General features: G+C 74.7%; 14 protein-coding genes. 11 read left to right on the forward strand and 3 right to left on the reverse strand.

Going from position 1 to position 14,830, the window contains the following annotated elements; all coding sequences use genetic code 11:
• Nucleotides 1-10: 10 nt before the first annotated feature.
• From GCL84_RS19490 to GCL84_RS19500, 3 genes are all read right to left on the reverse strand, one after another.
• Nucleotides 11-730: a GAF and ANTAR domain-containing protein gene (locus tag GCL84_RS19490; protein ID WP_156756954.1), complete on the reverse strand. Its 720-nt coding sequence runs from the start codon at nucleotides 728-730 to the stop codon at nucleotides 11-13.
• Between the two features lie 36 nt (nucleotides 731-766).
• Complete coding sequence (locus GCL84_RS19495) at nucleotides 767-1,003, reverse strand: RGCVC family protein (protein ID WP_156756955.1); 237 nt, start codon at nucleotides 1,001-1,003, stop codon at nucleotides 767-769.
• A 197-nt stretch (nucleotides 1,004-1,200) separates the two neighbouring features.
• Complete coding sequence (locus GCL84_RS19500; protein WP_156756956.1) at nucleotides 1,201-1,476, reverse strand: YggT family protein; 276 nt, start codon at nucleotides 1,474-1,476, stop codon at nucleotides 1,201-1,203.
• Between the two features lie 71 nt (nucleotides 1,477-1,547).
• Here GCL84_RS19500 and GCL84_RS19505 point away from each other — a divergent pair, with 71 nt between their 5' ends.
• From GCL84_RS19505 to GCL84_RS19555, 11 genes are all read left to right on the forward strand, one after another.
• Nucleotides 1,548-2,045 carry a DUF3995 domain-containing protein gene (locus tag GCL84_RS19505; protein ID WP_235926449.1) on the forward strand — a complete coding sequence of 166 codons (498 nt, stop codon included), beginning with the start codon at nucleotides 1,548-1,550 and terminating at the stop codon, nucleotides 2,043-2,045.
• Nucleotides 2,046-2,153: 108 nt separating this feature from the next.
• Nucleotides 2,154-3,626 (forward strand): trypsin-like peptidase domain-containing protein, encoded by a 1,473-nt coding sequence (locus GCL84_RS19510; RefSeq protein WP_235926451.1) that lies wholly within the window; start codon nucleotides 2,154-2,156, stop codon nucleotides 3,624-3,626.
• 86 nt (nucleotides 3,627-3,712) lie between these two features.
• The gene (locus GCL84_RS19515) at nucleotides 3,713-5,848 is read left to right on the forward strand and encodes a serine/threonine-protein kinase (protein ID WP_235926453.1); all 2,136 of its coding nucleotides are present in this window, start codon (nucleotides 3,713-3,715) and stop codon (nucleotides 5,846-5,848) included.
• A gap of 4 nt (nucleotides 5,849-5,852) precedes the next feature.
• Nucleotides 5,853-7,277: a vWA domain-containing protein gene (locus GCL84_RS19520; protein WP_235926455.1), complete on the forward strand. Its 1,425-nt coding sequence runs from the start codon at nucleotides 5,853-5,855 to the stop codon at nucleotides 7,275-7,277.
• A complete protein-coding gene (locus tag GCL84_RS19525; RefSeq protein ID WP_156756960.1) occupies nucleotides 7,274-8,398 on the forward strand; it encodes a hypothetical protein in 1,125 nt (374 codons plus the stop codon). The genes GCL84_RS19520 and GCL84_RS19525 overlap by 4 nt, the downstream gene beginning before the upstream one ends.
• A complete protein-coding gene (locus GCL84_RS19530) occupies nucleotides 8,395-9,708 on the forward strand; it encodes an ABC transporter substrate-binding protein (protein ID WP_235926457.1) in 1,314 nt (437 codons plus the stop codon). The genes GCL84_RS19525 and GCL84_RS19530 overlap by 4 nt, the downstream gene beginning before the upstream one ends.
• A 134-nt stretch (nucleotides 9,709-9,842) precedes the next feature.
• Nucleotides 9,843-10,343, forward strand: a complete 501-nt coding sequence (locus GCL84_RS19535; protein WP_156756961.1) for a YlcI/YnfO family protein — start codon at nucleotides 9,843-9,845, stop codon at nucleotides 10,341-10,343.
• Between the two features lie 74 nt (nucleotides 10,344-10,417).
• Nucleotides 10,418-11,266, forward strand: coding sequence for a DUF4097 family beta strand repeat-containing protein (locus GCL84_RS19540; protein WP_156756962.1), 849 nt, complete (start codon nucleotides 10,418-10,420; stop codon nucleotides 11,264-11,266).
• Nucleotides 11,267-11,290: 24 nt separating this feature from the next.
• Nucleotides 11,291-12,247 (forward strand): ATP-binding cassette domain-containing protein, encoded by a 957-nt coding sequence (locus GCL84_RS19545; protein ID WP_156756963.1) that lies wholly within the window; start codon nucleotides 11,291-11,293, stop codon nucleotides 12,245-12,247.
• A complete protein-coding gene (locus tag GCL84_RS19550; RefSeq protein WP_156756964.1) occupies nucleotides 12,244-13,026 on the forward strand; it encodes an ABC transporter permease in 783 nt (260 codons plus the stop codon). The genes GCL84_RS19545 and GCL84_RS19550 overlap by 4 nt, the downstream gene beginning before the upstream one ends.
• Before the next feature lie 92 nt (nucleotides 13,027-13,118).
• Entirely contained in the window at nucleotides 13,119-14,816 is a 1,698-nt protein-coding gene (locus GCL84_RS19555; protein WP_156756965.1) for a hypothetical protein, read from the forward strand.
• Nucleotides 14,817-14,830: the final 14 nt, after the last annotated feature.

Consider the following 14,830-nt stretch of genomic DNA (forward strand, 5'->3'; position numbering starts at 1 on the left):
GCGCGAGCGGTCACGGCGGACCCAGGGCGACGGGCGCCAGCCTGCGCGACACCAGGTCGTCGGCGACGTCGTCGACGAGGCGGCCGATGGCGAAGGCGTACCCGCGCAACCGGGCCAGCGCCTGCTCGGCGGGGATGGCGAACTCCGCGATGAGCATTCCGGTCGCCTGGTGCACCTGGGCGTGGCTCAGCGGCAGGTCGGTCCACGCGCCCTGGACCTCGCCGAGCCGCAGCCCGAGCAGCACGAGGGTCGCGATGTCGACCACGCGCAGCGCGACGGCGACCTGGTCGCGGGACAGCCAGCCCGGCGCGCGCCGGTACATGTCCAGCGCGCCGATGCTGATAGCGCCGCTGACCAGCGGGAAGGCGAAGACCGCCCCCACCGGTTCGGTGACGATCTCGGCCGCGAACACCGGCCACGCCGCGGCGCCGGTGGCCCGCACGTCCGGGGTGAACACGGGGCGCTGGGTGTCGAACGCCTGGAAGCAGGGCCCCTCGCCGAGGCTGAACTGCAGCGCCTCGATGCGGCTCGCCGTCAGGTCGCTGGCGTAGAGGCTCTCCCGGCTGGCCACACCGGTCATCACCGAGACCGACGCGCCGTCCACCGGCAACAGGTCCACGCACGCGCGGCACACCGACTCGATCGCGGCGAGGCCGGTGCCACCGCCGCGCAGGCCGGTGATGACAGCGTCCCGGACGTGCTGGACCGCGTCGTCGCCCGTCTCACCCACGGAGGGCCTGCTGGGAGCGTGCCCGAGCCGGGGTGCTCACCCGCGAGAGGGCTCGTGGTCACCGCTGATCGGCTCACGGGTGGAGTTCGCGTACGTCATGCCCGCGGAGTGCCCGGAGCACATGCAGCCCCGCGCGTTCCCGCTGACCGTCGTCGCCCCGCAGAAGCGCAGCGCGATGGCGTCGTGGGCGGTGAGGGGGTGCGCGCAGGCCTGGCAGCCCGCTTCTTCCTGGAGGGTGTCGCCCGTGGGGGGTGAGTTGGCTTCGTAAGACAAGGTGGGGGCCTTTCGCTCGGGTTCGAGGCGATCGAGAAGAACGCTCGACCACTGCGGTCGACCCCCGGGCCGCGAAGCGCCCGACGGGAGACTCCTCGAGTCTACGCCTCGGCGACCCCCGGCGCTCTGGTCCACTGTGGACGATGATGGCGACGGCGGTCCCGCCCGGCGCGTGCGCGGCGGAAACCCGGTGGCGCTCAGAGCGAGAAGGCCACCGATCGCAGGATCAGCGCGAGCACGAAGACCACTGTGAACGCCAGGTCGATGCCGATGCCCCCCGCCCGCAGCGGCGGCATCAGGCGGCGGACCGGGGCGATGACCGGCTCGGTCACCGCGTGCGTGACCCCGCGCGCCCGGTCGACCCAGTGCGGTCCGCGGCGGGCCACGGCGACCCAGTCCAGGACCACCCTGACCACCAGCACCAGGATGAAGGCGCTCAGCAGGTAGCCCAGTAGCGTGCCGATGGCACCCATGTACGTTCCTCTCCGTCGTAGCCTCTCGTGGGGGCAACGAACCGCAAGCCGCAAAAGTGTCAGGGGACGTGGTGGACAGCGCGCGAGAGCAGCGGGAGAAGACCTGGGCGGGGTGGGCGGCGTTCTACTGGGCGGGCGCGTTCGCGCTCGTCAGCCTCTACTGGGCGCTCGGCGGTGAGGTCGGCATCGACACCGTCGGCGGGACCATCGCCGACCTGGTCCGCAGGGGGGACAGCGCGGCGTCGCTGCTCGCGTGGGGGGCCGTCGTCGTGAAGGTCGCGGGGATGGCCCTCGCGCTCGCGCTCGTCCAGCGGTGGGGGCGCGTGTTCCCGCGGTGGCTGCTCCTGGCGGGAGGGTGGGCGGGCACGGTGCTGCTCATCGGCTACGGGGGGACGATCGTGGTCACCGAGGCGCTGGTCGTCGTGGGGGTGATCGACGCGCCGCCCGGCACGGACTGGTACGCCTTCTACTGGCACCTGTTCCTGTGGGACCCCTACTTCGTGCTGTGGGGCGTCCTGCTCGGTGTCGCCACCGCGCACTTCGCCAGGGCCACCCGCCCGATCGGGTAGGCGGCTGTCCAGGGCAACGTACGGTTTACGGCCGATCGGGTGATTCGGTGGCCGGAAACGTCCGAGCCGGGCCCGGTCGCCGGACGGCCGCCCTAGTCTCTGGCCTCAGTGAGCGAGCACAGAGGCGAGACCGACTGGCGCTCTGCGGATTCGGAACCCTGGCGGGTGTGCGTGCTGGGGTTGTCGGGTGAGGCAGTGGGTGCCGGGATGCTGCTGGGCGGGTCCACCGTGCTCACCTGCGCGCACGTGGTCGAGGATGCCCGGAGGGGGCGGCCCGCCGATCAGCCGCCCGAGGTGCTGGTGCGGTTCGTGGGGTGCCCGGGGATGCCGGAGTCCCGCGCGCGGGTCCGGGGTGACGGGTGGGCGCCCGCGCTGGAGGACGGGCGGCGGGACATCGCGTTGCTGGAACTGGACACGGCCTTCCCCGAGGTCCCGGGGGCGCCGTTGGTGCGGCTGGGGTTCGTGCGCGACCGGGTGGTGCGCACCTACGGGTTCCCCCACCCCCACCAGTACGGCGTCTGGGTCAACGACGCCCAGTTGGCGGGGCCCGCGGGCGCGGGCGGCGAGTGGGTCCAGCTCAACTCCAAGCAGCCGGGGGAGCGGGTGCGCGGGGGGTTCAGCGGGGCCGGGGTGATCGACAAGGCGACCAACGCGGTGCTGGGCATGGTGGTCACCGAGTACACCGACGACCGGGTGGGGCTCGCCTACCTGATCCCGGTGGAGGTGATCGTCCAGTACGTTCCCGTGGTCGCCGGGTGGGTGGGGGCGCCGCCCAGCGCGCGGCCCGACCTGGACGTGGCCGACGACGAGGAGGCCGGCTGGGACGGGTGGGCGGGCGTGTTCGTCGACGCGGCGGGCAAGACCCCGGCGCAGGTGGCCGAGCGCATCAGCGGGGAGAGCGGCGGCAGGCCGGACACGGGGCCGACCGGCGGCGCCCCGCTCGCGGTGACCAGGATCGACGACTCCCGCGCGCCGGAGAAGGTCCTCACCGAGACGGTGTGGCCGCTGTTGCGCGGCGGGACCCCGGTCGTGGTCCAGTTCAGCGGGCTGGACTCGTCCGCCGCGCGCCTGGCCCGGCGCTGGCAGGAGGAGGGCAACGCCGCCCGGTTGGCGCGGCTGGCGATGCTGGCCGAGATCGTCGAGGCCGAGGAGGACCGGACCCGCGCGCTGGCCCTGCGGTTCCGCACCCCCGGCCACCCCCCGGCCGCCGTCCCCGGGCACGCCGCCGAGCTGCGGATGCGGCTGGGCGCGCTGCGGGCCGCGCGGGGGGTGGGGACGGGCCGGATGCGGCGCGCGCTGGTCTCGACCGAGCACCACGCCGAGCGGGTCCACCGCGAACTCGTCGGCCTGCACGCCGACCTGGTCGCGCGCGCCGCGCGGCTCGACGAGCTGCGCGGCCTGCTGCGCGCCTACAACGCCAGGGTCGCCGACTCGGGCCTGATGGAGGACGAGGGGCTCGGTGTCCCCTACCGCGCGGCGATGACGGCGCTGTCCGCCGGGCTCGGCGGCGACCTCGCCGCCGCGGACGAGTTGGTGCGGGGCTACATCGATGCGGTCCGGCGCAGGGTGGGGGCGATGTGACGGGCGGTGCGCTGTGGTGCCACGGTCGACCGGTCGAGGCCATCGGGTTCTGCGAGGTGTGCGGGCACGCCCCGGGAGCCCACGACGTGACGGCGACGAACGACGGGCTGATCACGTCGACGGGCACCGGCCCGGACCTGTCGGCGTCCACGACCGAGATCACCCGGCGCAGCGCCGAGCACCGGGGCGACGACGACTTCCAGGCGCTGCCCCCGGTCGAGGTGCCGGACCCGGCGCGGCTCATCCTCCCCGACCCCGAGTTCCCGGAGCGGCACCGGCACTGCGGCTTCTGCGGGGAGCCGGTCGGCCGCGCGTACCCGGCGGCGAACGAGCCCGCCTACGCCGAGGGCTTCTGCGAGAACTGCGGCGAGCCGTTCTCCTTCCTGCCCAAGCTCTCCTCGGGGGAGCGGGTCGGCGACCGCTACGACATCCTGGGCTGCTTCGCCCGCGGCGGGCAGGGCTGGATCTACCTGGCCACCGACACCGCTCTCGAGGGCCAGCACGTCGCGCTCAAGGGCGTGATCAACACCAACGACCCGGCGATGCGCGCGCTCGCCGCGCAGGAGAGCAAGGCGCTCGTCCGGCTCGACCACCCCAACATCGTCCGGGTCACCGACTCCGTGCGGCACCCGGCGCCCGGTGGCGGGCAGGACACCTACCTGGTGATGGAGTACGTCGGCGGGCGCTCGCTTCGCGACCTGGTGTCGCACGGGCCGCCGCTTCGCGTCGAGCACGTGTTCGTCTACGGGCGGGCCATTCTCTCGGCCCTGGCGTACATGCACGGCGAGGGCCTGCTCTACTGCGACATGAAGCCGGAGAACGTGATCCACGGCGACAAGCGGGTCAAGGTCATCGACCTCGGCGCGACCCGCTCGATCGGCGACCCGTCCGGCCGCAACGTGGGCACCCGCCCGTACCAGGTGTCCCAGGCCGAGATCGACGAGCACGGCCTGACCGTGCGCTCCGACCTGCACACCGTGGGCTGGACGCTGCGGGACCTGCTGGCCGCGGTCGCCGACCCCGGCAGGCACCGGCCGGTGGGCGAGCTCGACGCCCTCGAGCGGGTGATAGCCCGCGCGGTGGCCCCGTTCGAGCAGCGGTTCGCAGGCGCGGCGGACATGCTCGAGCAGCTCGACGGCGCGCGCCGGGAAGTCCTGTCCCTGCGCGACGGGCACCCCCGTCCCACGCCGTCGACCCTGTTCGAGGACACCGCCGACCTGCTCGACGCGGAACTGGGCACGGTGCCCGACCTGGGCCGCTGGGTCGCGGGCGACCCGCTCGGCGGGCCGCTGGACACCCTCGTGCTCGACAGCCGGGGCGGCGCCGCGCGGCTGCCCGTCCCCCGGCTCGACCCGGCGGACCCGGCGGCGGAGTTCATCGCCACCGCGGCCGCCTCCGGCCCGCAGCGCTGGCTCACGACGCTGTCGCTGTTCGGCGAACCGTCGGTCGAGCTCCAGCTGGCCCGCGCCCGCGCGCTGGTGGCGCTCGGCGACGTCCACGGCGTGCTGCACGCGCTCGACGCGGCCAGGGACCTGCTCGGCGCCGCGGCCGCCCGCGACTGGCGGCTCGCCTGGCACCACGGGCTCAAGGACCTGCTCCGAGGCCACCCGGCCGACGCGGCGGAGAGGTTCGCGCAGGTGCGCCGGGCCTGGCCCGGCGAGGTCGCGCCCAACCTGGCGCTCGGCTTCTGCGCTGAGCTGCGGGGCGAGACGGGCACGGCCGAGCGCCACCACCGGGCCGTGTGGAGCCGGGACCACGGCCAGGTCAACGCCGCGTTCGGCCTGGCGCGGTGCCACCTGCGCAGCCGGGGCCGAGACGCCGCCGTCGCCGTGCTGGACGACGTGCGACCCGTCTCCCGGCACCACGACGCCGCCCGGATCGCCGCCGTGCGGATCAGGGTGGGCCGCCTGGCCGCAGGCCCACCCGGCCCAGCCGACCTCGCCGACGCCGTGCGGCGGCTGGCGGCGCTCGACCTCGACGGCGACGCCAAGGACCGCATGGAGGCGCTGGTCCGCGAGGCCGCGTTGGACGCCCACCTCGCCGACGGTGGGGGACCTGGGTGGAGTGGTGGCGCCCTGCTGGGGGAGCCGGTCACCGAGCACGGCTTGCGCACGCTGCTGGAGAAGTCCACGCGCAGGCTCGCCGAACGGGCCCGCGACCGCGATGAGCACGGCGTGCTGGTGGACCGGGCGAATTCCCACAGACCCAAGACCAGGAGGTGACCGGGTGCGCGACCACCCGAGCCTGTCGTTCGCCGTCCAGGTCAACCAGAACAAGTACCTCGCCCCCACCGACCAGGGCATGCACGTCGTCGTCACCGTCCGGGCGAGCAGGGCAGGCGCCCCGGCCGCCTGCGCGCCGCCGCGGGTCGCCGAGGTGCTGCTGGTGGACTGCTCGAGCTCGATGGACTGGCCGCCGACGAAGATCGACGCCGCCCGGCACGCCTGCCGGGTCGCCATCGACACCCTGCGCGACGGCGCGCTGTTCGGGGTGGTCGAGGGCACCGGCGCGGCCAAGCTGGTCTACCCGGCCGGGCCGGGGCTGGCGGTGGCCGACGCGCGCACCCGCCGCGAGGCCAAGGCGGCGGTCTCCGGGATGATCGCCAGCGGCGGGACCGCGATGAGCACCTGGCTGGACCTGGCGCGCGAGCTGTTCGAGCGGTCCCCGGCCCCGGTCCGGCACGCCGTGCTGCTCACCGACGGCAACAACCAGAGCGAGGCCCCCGGCGCCCTCGACGACGCCCTCGACCGGTGCCGGGACCGGTTCGCCTGCGACGCCAGGGGGATCGGCGCGGACTGGGAGCCGATGCAGCTGCGGCGCATCGCCTCGGCGCTGGGCGGCCGGGCGGACGCGGTGGTCGCCGACGACCTGCTCGCCGACGACTTCCGGCAGCTCGTCGAGCAGGCGATGGGGCGGACCGCGCCCGAGGTCCGGCTGCGGCTGCGGCTCATGCCCCGCACCGGGTTGCGGTTCGTCAAGCAGGTCTTCCCGGCGCTGGTGGACCTGACCGGGCGGTGCCGGGACGCGGGCGAGGCGATCGAGGTGCCCATCGGGGACTGGGGCCAGGATCAGCGCGAGTACCACCTCTGCCTGGACGTCGACACCGCCGCGCTGACCCGGGGCCGCGATCGGCTGCTGGGCGTGGTGGCGCTGGTGGTCGCGGACGAGCACGGGACGGGCGCCGAGCGCGCGGTCGTGGGCCACCTGACCGACGACCTGGAGCTGTCCAGCGTGCTGGACAACAACGTCGCCCAGGTCACCGACCAGGCCGAGCTGGCCAGGGCGGTGGACGGCGGCTGGGTGGCGGTCAACCGCGGCGACCTGGTCGAGGCGGCGCGCGAGTGGGGGGCCGCGCACCGGCTGGCGATCGCGCTGGGCCACACCGAACTCCGCGACCGGCTCGAGAAGCTGATCGAGGCGCGCCCGGGCGGCCAGGTCGTGATCAAGGACGAGGTGGACCCGCGCTACCGCCACTCGGCCATCCTGCCGCCGACGATCTCCAGTCACGTCAACGTCAACCCGCTCCCGCGCTCCCCGCTGGTCCAGGAGGCGGGGGCGCCACGCACGTGCGGCGGCTGCGGGCGAGCGGCGCGGCCCACCGCGAAGTGCTGCGGGCACTGCGGCACAGCGTTCACGGGGGACACGCCATGACCGGCGGACCGAGGAGCACCACCCGCAAGACCCTGTCGCGGCTGCGGTTCGGGCTGGTGGCGGGCAGCGGGCTGGTGCTCGCCACCGCCCTGGCGACCCTGCTCGGCATCCGGTCGGACCTCGCCGAGGTGCGCGAGCGGACCGCGCCCGCGGTGCTGGAGGTGTCGCTGGCCAAGGAGGCGCTGGTGTCCGCGCACCGCGCGGCGGTGTCGGCGTTCGACGACGGCCACGCCCGGCTGACCGGGCCCGGCGAGCGGTACGAGGACGAGATCGCGCGGACCAGCCAGCAACTGGCCCAGGTCGCCGAGCACAACGCCGCGGGCGCGCCGGGCAGCCGGACGCTGCGGCTGGTCGAGGGCCTGCTGCCCACCTACAACGGCTTCATCGGGCAGGCCGACGCACACTTCCGGCAGGACGCGGGCGGCCCGCTCGCGGCGCACAACCTGCTCTCGGCCTCGGCCCTGCTCACCGCCGACCAGAACGGCATCCTCGCCCAGCTCGACGCGCTCGGGGCCGCGCAACGGGAAGCGCTGCGCGAACAGCTCGACGACGGCTGGCTGCACCCGGCGGTCATGCTGGTGTGGGCGGCGCCGCTGCTCGTCCTGCTCGTGGCCCTGTGGTGGGCGCAGCGCTTCCTCGCCGCCCGCTTCCGCCGCTCGCTGAACCCCGCCCTGCTCGCCGCCACCGCGACGCTGCTGCTCCTGGGCGTCGCGATGTCCTTCCTGGCCGGGGCCCGGTCCGGCGCAGGCGACAGCGCGGCCGCACTGGCGCGCGCCGTCGACGCCCGTTCGGCCGCCACGGCGGCCGAGGACGTCGAGGCCCAGCGGACGCTCGTCCAGGTCGTGCAGGCCCAGTGCGGTGGCCCGGGGGCGGTCACCTGCGGTGACACGGTGGCCGCCTTCGCCGCGGCCGCGCCGTCCACCGAGCCGGTCGCGCCGTCGCCGGAGGTCGACCGGTCGGCGCCCGCGGGAGCCGGGTTCGCGGAACCGCCGTGGAGCGGGGCGCTCGGCGCCGGGGTGCTGGTGTCGGCCCTGGGCGCCGGTGTCCTGATCGTGGTCGGCTTGCAGCCGCGCATCGACGAGTACTGGTTCCGCAGGGCGAGGGGACGGGCGGACCGGTGATCAAGAAGATCGTCGCGCTGGCGGCGGCCGCCGTGCTGGTGGCCCAGGTCGGCCTGTCCGGCTGCGCCGGGGACGCCGATCAGGACACGGTGACGGTGCTCGGGCCGTGGACGGGCAGCGAGGAGGTCGCCTTCGAGCGCGTGCTCGACGACTTCCGGGCCAAGACGGGCTACCAGGTGCGGTACGAGGGGACCCGCGCGCAGAACCAGGTGCTGCGCAGTGACGTGCAGCAGGGCGTCCCGCCGGACATAGCGGTGCTGTCCAACCCGGCCGAACTCGCGCGCTACGCCCGCTCGGGCGACCTCCAGCCGCTCGACGCCGTCCTCCGCGCGGAGGCGGCCGCCGCCTACAGCCCGCAGTGGCTCCGCCTGCAACGGCTCGGCACGGACTCGGTGTACGCGGTCGCGGTGAAGGCCGACTTGAAGAGCATCATCTGGTACGACCCGAAGGCCCTCACCCGCCCCGAACCGACCACCTGGGACGAACTGGTGGCGACCAGCCGCGCGCTGACCTCGGCCGGCCGGACGCCGTGGTGCCTGGGCATGGGCGCCCCGCCCAACTCGGGTTTCCCGGGCACCGACTGGATCGAGGACATCCTGCTGCACACGGCGGGCCCGCGGGCCTACCGGGACTGGGCGGCGGGCGAGCTGGCCTGGACCGACCCGGCGGTGCGCGCGGCCTGGCAGCGGTGGGGCCAACTCGTGCTGCCGCCGGGCGCGGTCCGCGGCGGGCCGACGGCCGCGCTGCTCACCACGTTCGGCGACGCGGGCAAGGCCATGGTCACCGACCCGCCCGGCTGCGCCATGGACCACCTGGGCTCGTTCGCCATCGGCGGCTACGCCGACGCCCAGCGCCCCGGCGGGCCACCCCGGCCGGACCGGGACTTCCGCTTCTTCCCGTTCCCCGGCGCGGGCGACGGCGGCCCGTCGGAGGTCGCCGCCGACCTGGCGGGCATGTTCCGCGACACCCCCGGCGCCCGCGCCCTCATGGCCCACCTCGCCAGCGAACGCGGCCAGCGCGTGTGGCCCTCGGACGGCACGACCTTCTCCGTCCACCAGCGCCTGGTCGACCAGGACCTCTACCGGACCGACGTCGGCAAGCGGATCGCGCGCACCCTGGCCCGGGGCGCCGAACTCTGCTTCGACGCCTCGGACCTGATGCCCTCGGCCATGAGCAGCGCGTTCTACCAGGCCGTCCTGGAGTACCTGGCCCACCCGGACCGGCTCGACACCCTGCTCGCCGAACTGGACCGCGTCCGCGCGGGCGTCGACCCGCGGCAGTGGCTCGACCTGCCCTGCGGCACGACCTAGCCCAGTCCCCTTCGCCCTCGGCCCGGGCCTCGCGGTGTTCGGTGGAACGACCGCGCCAGTCATCTGAGCCGTTATGGCATCAACTTGGCTCAAGATGGCTTGATGCGGTGCCAAGCGTGTGCCATAGTGATGCCATGGACCTGACCCCCTATGTGGCTTCCCTCGGTCGCGAGCTGCTCACAGCGGTCGAGACCGGGGACGGCGAGGCAGGCGCGCTGGTCGAGCGGCTGACCGTGTCGATGGAGTCGGCCATCCGGCTCGCGTTGCTGGAGGCGTTGTCGGCCGCGGCCGACGAGATCACCCGCGACCTGGCCCCGGGGTCGGTGCAGGTGCGGTTGCGCGGGCGCGACCCGGACTTCGTCGTGACGACCCAGCCGGTCAAGCAGTCCGCCGCCGAGCCCGCGCCGGTGGACGAGCCCCCGGCCGGCATCGAGGACGGTCCCGCGACGCGGATCAACGTCCGGCTCCCCGAGCAGCTCAAGGCCGCGATCGAGGAGGCGGCGGCCAAGGAGGGGCGGTCGCTCAACGCCTGGCTGGTCCGGGCCGCCGTGGGCGCGCTCCAGCCGCCCGCGCGCGCCCAGACGCGCAACGCGGGCAAGCCCGGTCCGCAACGCCACACCGGCTGGGCGCGCTAGCCCGGGTCGCCGCCACACTCTCACCCGCTCCCACCAGCGGGGATGTACTCCCGACTCACCACTAGGGGACAGCCATGCCTGTTTTCGCCACCCCGGGACCGATCTCGGTGACCATCGACCTCTACGCGGGCACGGTCCGGCTCATCGCGAGCGACCGGGCCGACACCGTGGTCGAGGTGCGCCCGAGCGACGAGTCCGACGACTCGGACGTGAAGGCCGCGCAGAAGACCCGGGTCGAGCACGCCGACGGCGCGCTGACCGTCCGCGGGCCCAGGGCGCGGGCGCTCGACTTCTCCAGGAAGACCCGGTCGGTCGACGTGCTGATCGAATTGCCCGAGGGCTCAGCCGTGCACAGCGACGTGACGGCCGGGGACGTCCGCGGCACCGGCTCGCTGGGGGTGTGCCGGTTCTCGGCGTCCCTCGGCCACTTCCAGCTCGACCGGGTCGACTCGCTGCGGTTGACCACCTCGGCGGGGCACGTCACCGTCGGCGCGGTCGCGGGCGACGCCGAGGTGTCCACCGGCACCGGCCGGGTCCGCCTCGGCGCGGTCGGCGGCTGCGCGCGGGTCAAGAACTCCAACGGCCACACCGAGATGGGCCCGGTGGCCGGGGAACTGCGGGTGCGCTCGGCCAACGGCGACATCTCCATCGACCGGGCCGAGTCCACAGTAGACGCCAGGACCGCGTGCGGCGCCATCCGCGTCGACGGGGTCGTGCGCGGCTCGGTCGCGCTGAGCTCCGCCGCGGGCGACCTGGAGGTCGGCGTCGTCGAGGGCACCGCCGCCTGGCTCGACCTCAACACCGGCCACGGCCGGGTGCGCAACGAGCTGACCGACGCCGCGAGCGGGCCGGAGCGGTCCGAGGAGACCGTCGAGGTCCGCGCGAGCACCTCGTACGGCGACATCACCGTCCGCCGTTCCTGACCACACCACCAGGGGGTTCGACCCATGACCACACAACCGGCGATATCCACCACCGGCCTGCGCAAGTCCTACGGCGACCAGGTGGTGCTCGACGGGATCGACCTGCACGTCCCGCGCGGGACCGTCTTCTCGCTGCTCGGGGCGAACGGCGCGGGCAAGACGACCATGGTCAAGATCCTGTCGACCCTGATCGGCGCGGACGGGGGCAGCGCGCGCGTCGCGGGCCACGACCTGGCGGCCGACCCGGACCGGGTGCGCGCCGCGATCGGCGTCACCGGTCAGTTCTCCGCGGTCGACAACCTGCTCACCGGCCGGGAGAACCTGGCCCTGATGGCCGACCTGAACCACCTGGGCCGGGCGGCGGGCCGGGCCAGGGTGGCCGAGCTGCTGGAGTGGTTCGACCTGGTCGAGCCCGGGCGGCGGACGGCGGCGACCTACTCCGGGGGCATGCGCCGCAGGCTCGACCTGGCGATGACCCTGGTCGGCTCGCCACAGGTGATCTTCCTCGACGAGCCGACCACCGGCCTCGACCCGCGCAGCCGCCGGGGCATGTGGCAGATCGTGCGGGACCTCGTCGCGGGCGGCACCACCGTCTTCCTCACCACCCAGTACCTGGAGGAGGCCGACGAGCTCGCCCACCGGATCGCCGTGCTCGACCACGGCCGGATCGTCGCCGAGGGCACCGCCGACGAGCTCAAGCGGCGCATCCCCGGCGGCCACGTCCTGCTGCGCTTCGCCGACCCCCGCGACCTCGCCGCCGCCGCGCGCGCCGTGGGCCAGTCCAGTGGCGCTGGTGATGGCGGTGCGCTGTCGCTGCGGGTGCCCCACGACGGCAGCCTGGCCTCGCTGCGGGCGCTGCTCGACCGGCTCGACCGCGACCGCGTCCCGGTCGACTCGCTCAGCGTGCGCACCCCCGACCTCGACGACGTCTTCCTCGCCCTCACCGGCGACCCCGACACCGCGAAGGCGGCCACCCGATGACCACCCTGTCCCTGGCCATGACCGACTCCACCACGATGCTGCGCCGCAACCTCCGGCGCATGGCGCGCTACCCCTCCATGACCGTGACGCTCATCGGGATGCCGGTCGTGTTCCTCCTGCTGTTCTCCTACGTCCTCGGCGGCACGCTCGGCGCGGGCATCGGCGGCGGCCGCGACCAGTACATCGCCTACGTCACCCCCGCGATCCTGCTGATGACGATCTCCGCGGCGGTCCAGGGCACGGCCATCTCGGTGGCCATGGACATGACCGAGGGCATCATCGACCGGTTCCGCACGATGTCCATCGCCCGCGTGTCCGTCCTCACCGGACACGTCCTGGGCAGCCTGATCCAGACCATGTTCAGCGTCGTGGTCGTCATGGGCGTCGCGCTGCTCATCGGCTTCCGCCCGTCGGCGGGCCCCGGCGGCTGGTTCGCCGCGGTCGGCCTCGCACTGCTCGTGGCGTTCGCCCTCGTCTGGCTGTCGGTCGCGCTCGGCCTGGTCAGCAAGGGCGTGGAGTCGGCGAGCAACGTGGGGATGCCGTTGCTGCTGCTGCCCTTCCTCGGCAGCGGGTTCGTCCCGACCGACTCGATGCCCGCGGCGCTGCGCTGGTTCGCCGAGTACCAGCCGTTCACCCCGATCATCGAGACGCTGCGCGGCCTGCTGATGGGCACGCCGGTCGGCGACCACCTCGCCCTCGCGCTCGGCTGGTGCGTCCTCACCGCACTCGTCGGGTACGGGTGGGCGAAGCGGTTGTTCAACCGGGAATCCACGCGGTGAGAACCGCTTCACCCCGCTGACCGACCTGATCACTCCATAGTGGCGGCCGCGTCCTCGCCCTCCCGGGCGAGGGCGCGGCCACAATCGCGCGCATGAGTCCCGTGCTGCCCGCACCCGTCCTCGACCGGAGCCCGGTCGCACCGCCGCCACCGCCCGTCGAGTCCCGGCGCGCGGGCGGCCTCGGCGCCGTCGCGGCGGTGGCGGTCCCCGGCTCGGTGCTCGCGGCGCACGCCTGGGCGTACGGGCGGTGGATCGTCGACGACGCGGCCATCACCTTCGCCTACGCCCGCTCGGTCGCCGAGGGGCTCGGCCCGGTGCTGCAACCCGGCGCGGACCCGGTGGAGGGGTACTCGAACCCGGCGTGGCTGGCCCTGCTCGTCGTGGGCCGCCTGCTGGGGCTGTTCGACCACGGCTCCTGGTGGGGCGTCCCGGATCTGGTCGCCTTCCCCAAGCTGCTCGCGCTGCTCTGCGCGCTCGGGGTGTTCGCGTGCTTCCACGCGATCGCCCGGGTGCTGACGCGGCGGCCCGCGCTGGTGGCCGCGGTGGCGGGGGTGGTGCTGGCGTGCGTGCCGTCGTGGGTGGTCTGGCTCATGTCCGGTCTGGAGAACGGCTTGCTCGCCCTGGCCACGGCGGGGATCGCGACGGTGCTGGCGCGGGCGGTGGCCGCGGGCGGGCTGCTCCGCGCCGGCCCCGCGGTCGCTTGTGGACTGCTCGCCGCCCTCGCCGCGCTGACCCGCCCGGACGGGCTGATCTACGCGGGCGCGTACCCGGTCGCCGTCCTTCTCCTGCGCGGTGGCGAGCCGGTGCGCCGCGTTCTGTCGGCCGCCGTCGTGGGCGTCGTGGCGTTCGCCCTGCCCGCAGGCGCCTATCTGGCGTGGCGGATCTCCGCGTTCGGGGAGCCGCTGCCGAACACGGCGCTGGCCAAGGCGCAGGGGACCCCTGGCCTGGACGCGTTCGAACGCCCGGTGGAGCTCGCAGGCTACCTCGGTCCGGTGCCCGTGGTGGTCGCCACCGCGCTCGTCGTTGTCGCGCTGGCGCGTCCGTGGCCCGCTCGGGCGGCGCTCGGCGTGCTGCTCGTGCCCTTCGGCCTGGCCGTCGCCGCGCACGCCATCCTGGAGCAGGACTGGATGGGCCAGCAGCGGTTCGCCACCCCGGTCTGGACCCTCGGGGTGATCGTCACGGTCGCCGCCGCCGCGCGTGTCGTGCGGGTCCTCGCCCCGCGGTGGCGCGCGCCCGCCGTGGGTGCCCTGGTGGTCGCGACCGTCGCCTCCGGCGCCGCGCTGGTCGGCGACGTCCGCGACTTCCGCGCCCGCCCGACCGTCCCGATGTGCCTGGTCGCCGAGGTGGGCCACGCCGCCGACGGCTACGCCGACCGCCTCGGCCTCGCCTCCGGCACCGTCCTGGCCCCCGACATCGGCGGCCTGGCCCTGACCACCCGCCTCACCGTCGTGGACCTCGTCGGCCTGGCCGACGCCCCGATCGCCCGGCACTGGGCCGCACAAGACATGCCCGCCCTGCGCGACCACGTCTTCGACACCGTCCAACCGACCATGATCATGGCCCACTCCCACTGGCTGACCACGACCGGCATCGACACCGACCCCCGCATCACCCGCGACTACGCCCGAGTCGCCTGGACCGTCGACGGCGGCCACTGGGTCCGCCGCACCGCCATCCCCTCCCGGCCCACCCTCCACACCCTCCGCGACTACGCCACCCAGACCGTCCGGCCCGCCGACGCGGCCGCCCGCCGATCGCCCCGCGCCTCCTGCCCGACCGCACAGCGTTAGGCGGCCTTCCACCG

It is taken from the genome of Actinokineospora pegani, from assembly GCF_009745975.1.
GTDB classification, from domain to species: Bacteria; Actinomycetota; Actinomycetes; order Mycobacteriales; family Pseudonocardiaceae; genus Actinokineospora; species Actinokineospora pegani.

Excerpts from the sequence above, each read along its gene's own strand:
- GCL84_RS19500 (WP_156756956.1), bottom strand. The coding sequence starts at position 1,476 with ATGGGTGCCATCGGCACGCTACTGGGCTACCTGCTGAGCGCCTTCATC.
- GCL84_RS19525 (WP_156756960.1), top strand. The coding sequence starts at position 7,274 with ATGACCGGCGGACCGAGGAGCACCACCCGCAAGACCCTGTCGCGGCTG.
- GCL84_RS19535 (WP_156756961.1), top strand. The coding sequence starts at position 9,843 with ATGGACCTGACCCCCTATGTGGCTTCCCTCGGTCGCGAGCTGCTCACA.
- GCL84_RS19540 (WP_156756962.1), top strand. The coding sequence starts at position 10,418 with ATGCCTGTTTTCGCCACCCCGGGACCGATCTCGGTGACCATCGACCTC.
- GCL84_RS19545 (WP_156756963.1), top strand. The coding sequence starts at position 11,291 with ATGACCACACAACCGGCGATATCCACCACCGGCCTGCGCAAGTCCTAC.
- GCL84_RS19550 (WP_156756964.1), top strand. The coding sequence starts at position 12,244 with ATGACCACCCTGTCCCTGGCCATGACCGACTCCACCACGATGCTGCGC.
- GCL84_RS19555 (WP_156756965.1), top strand. The coding sequence starts at position 13,119 with ATGAGTCCCGTGCTGCCCGCACCCGTCCTCGACCGGAGCCCGGTCGCA.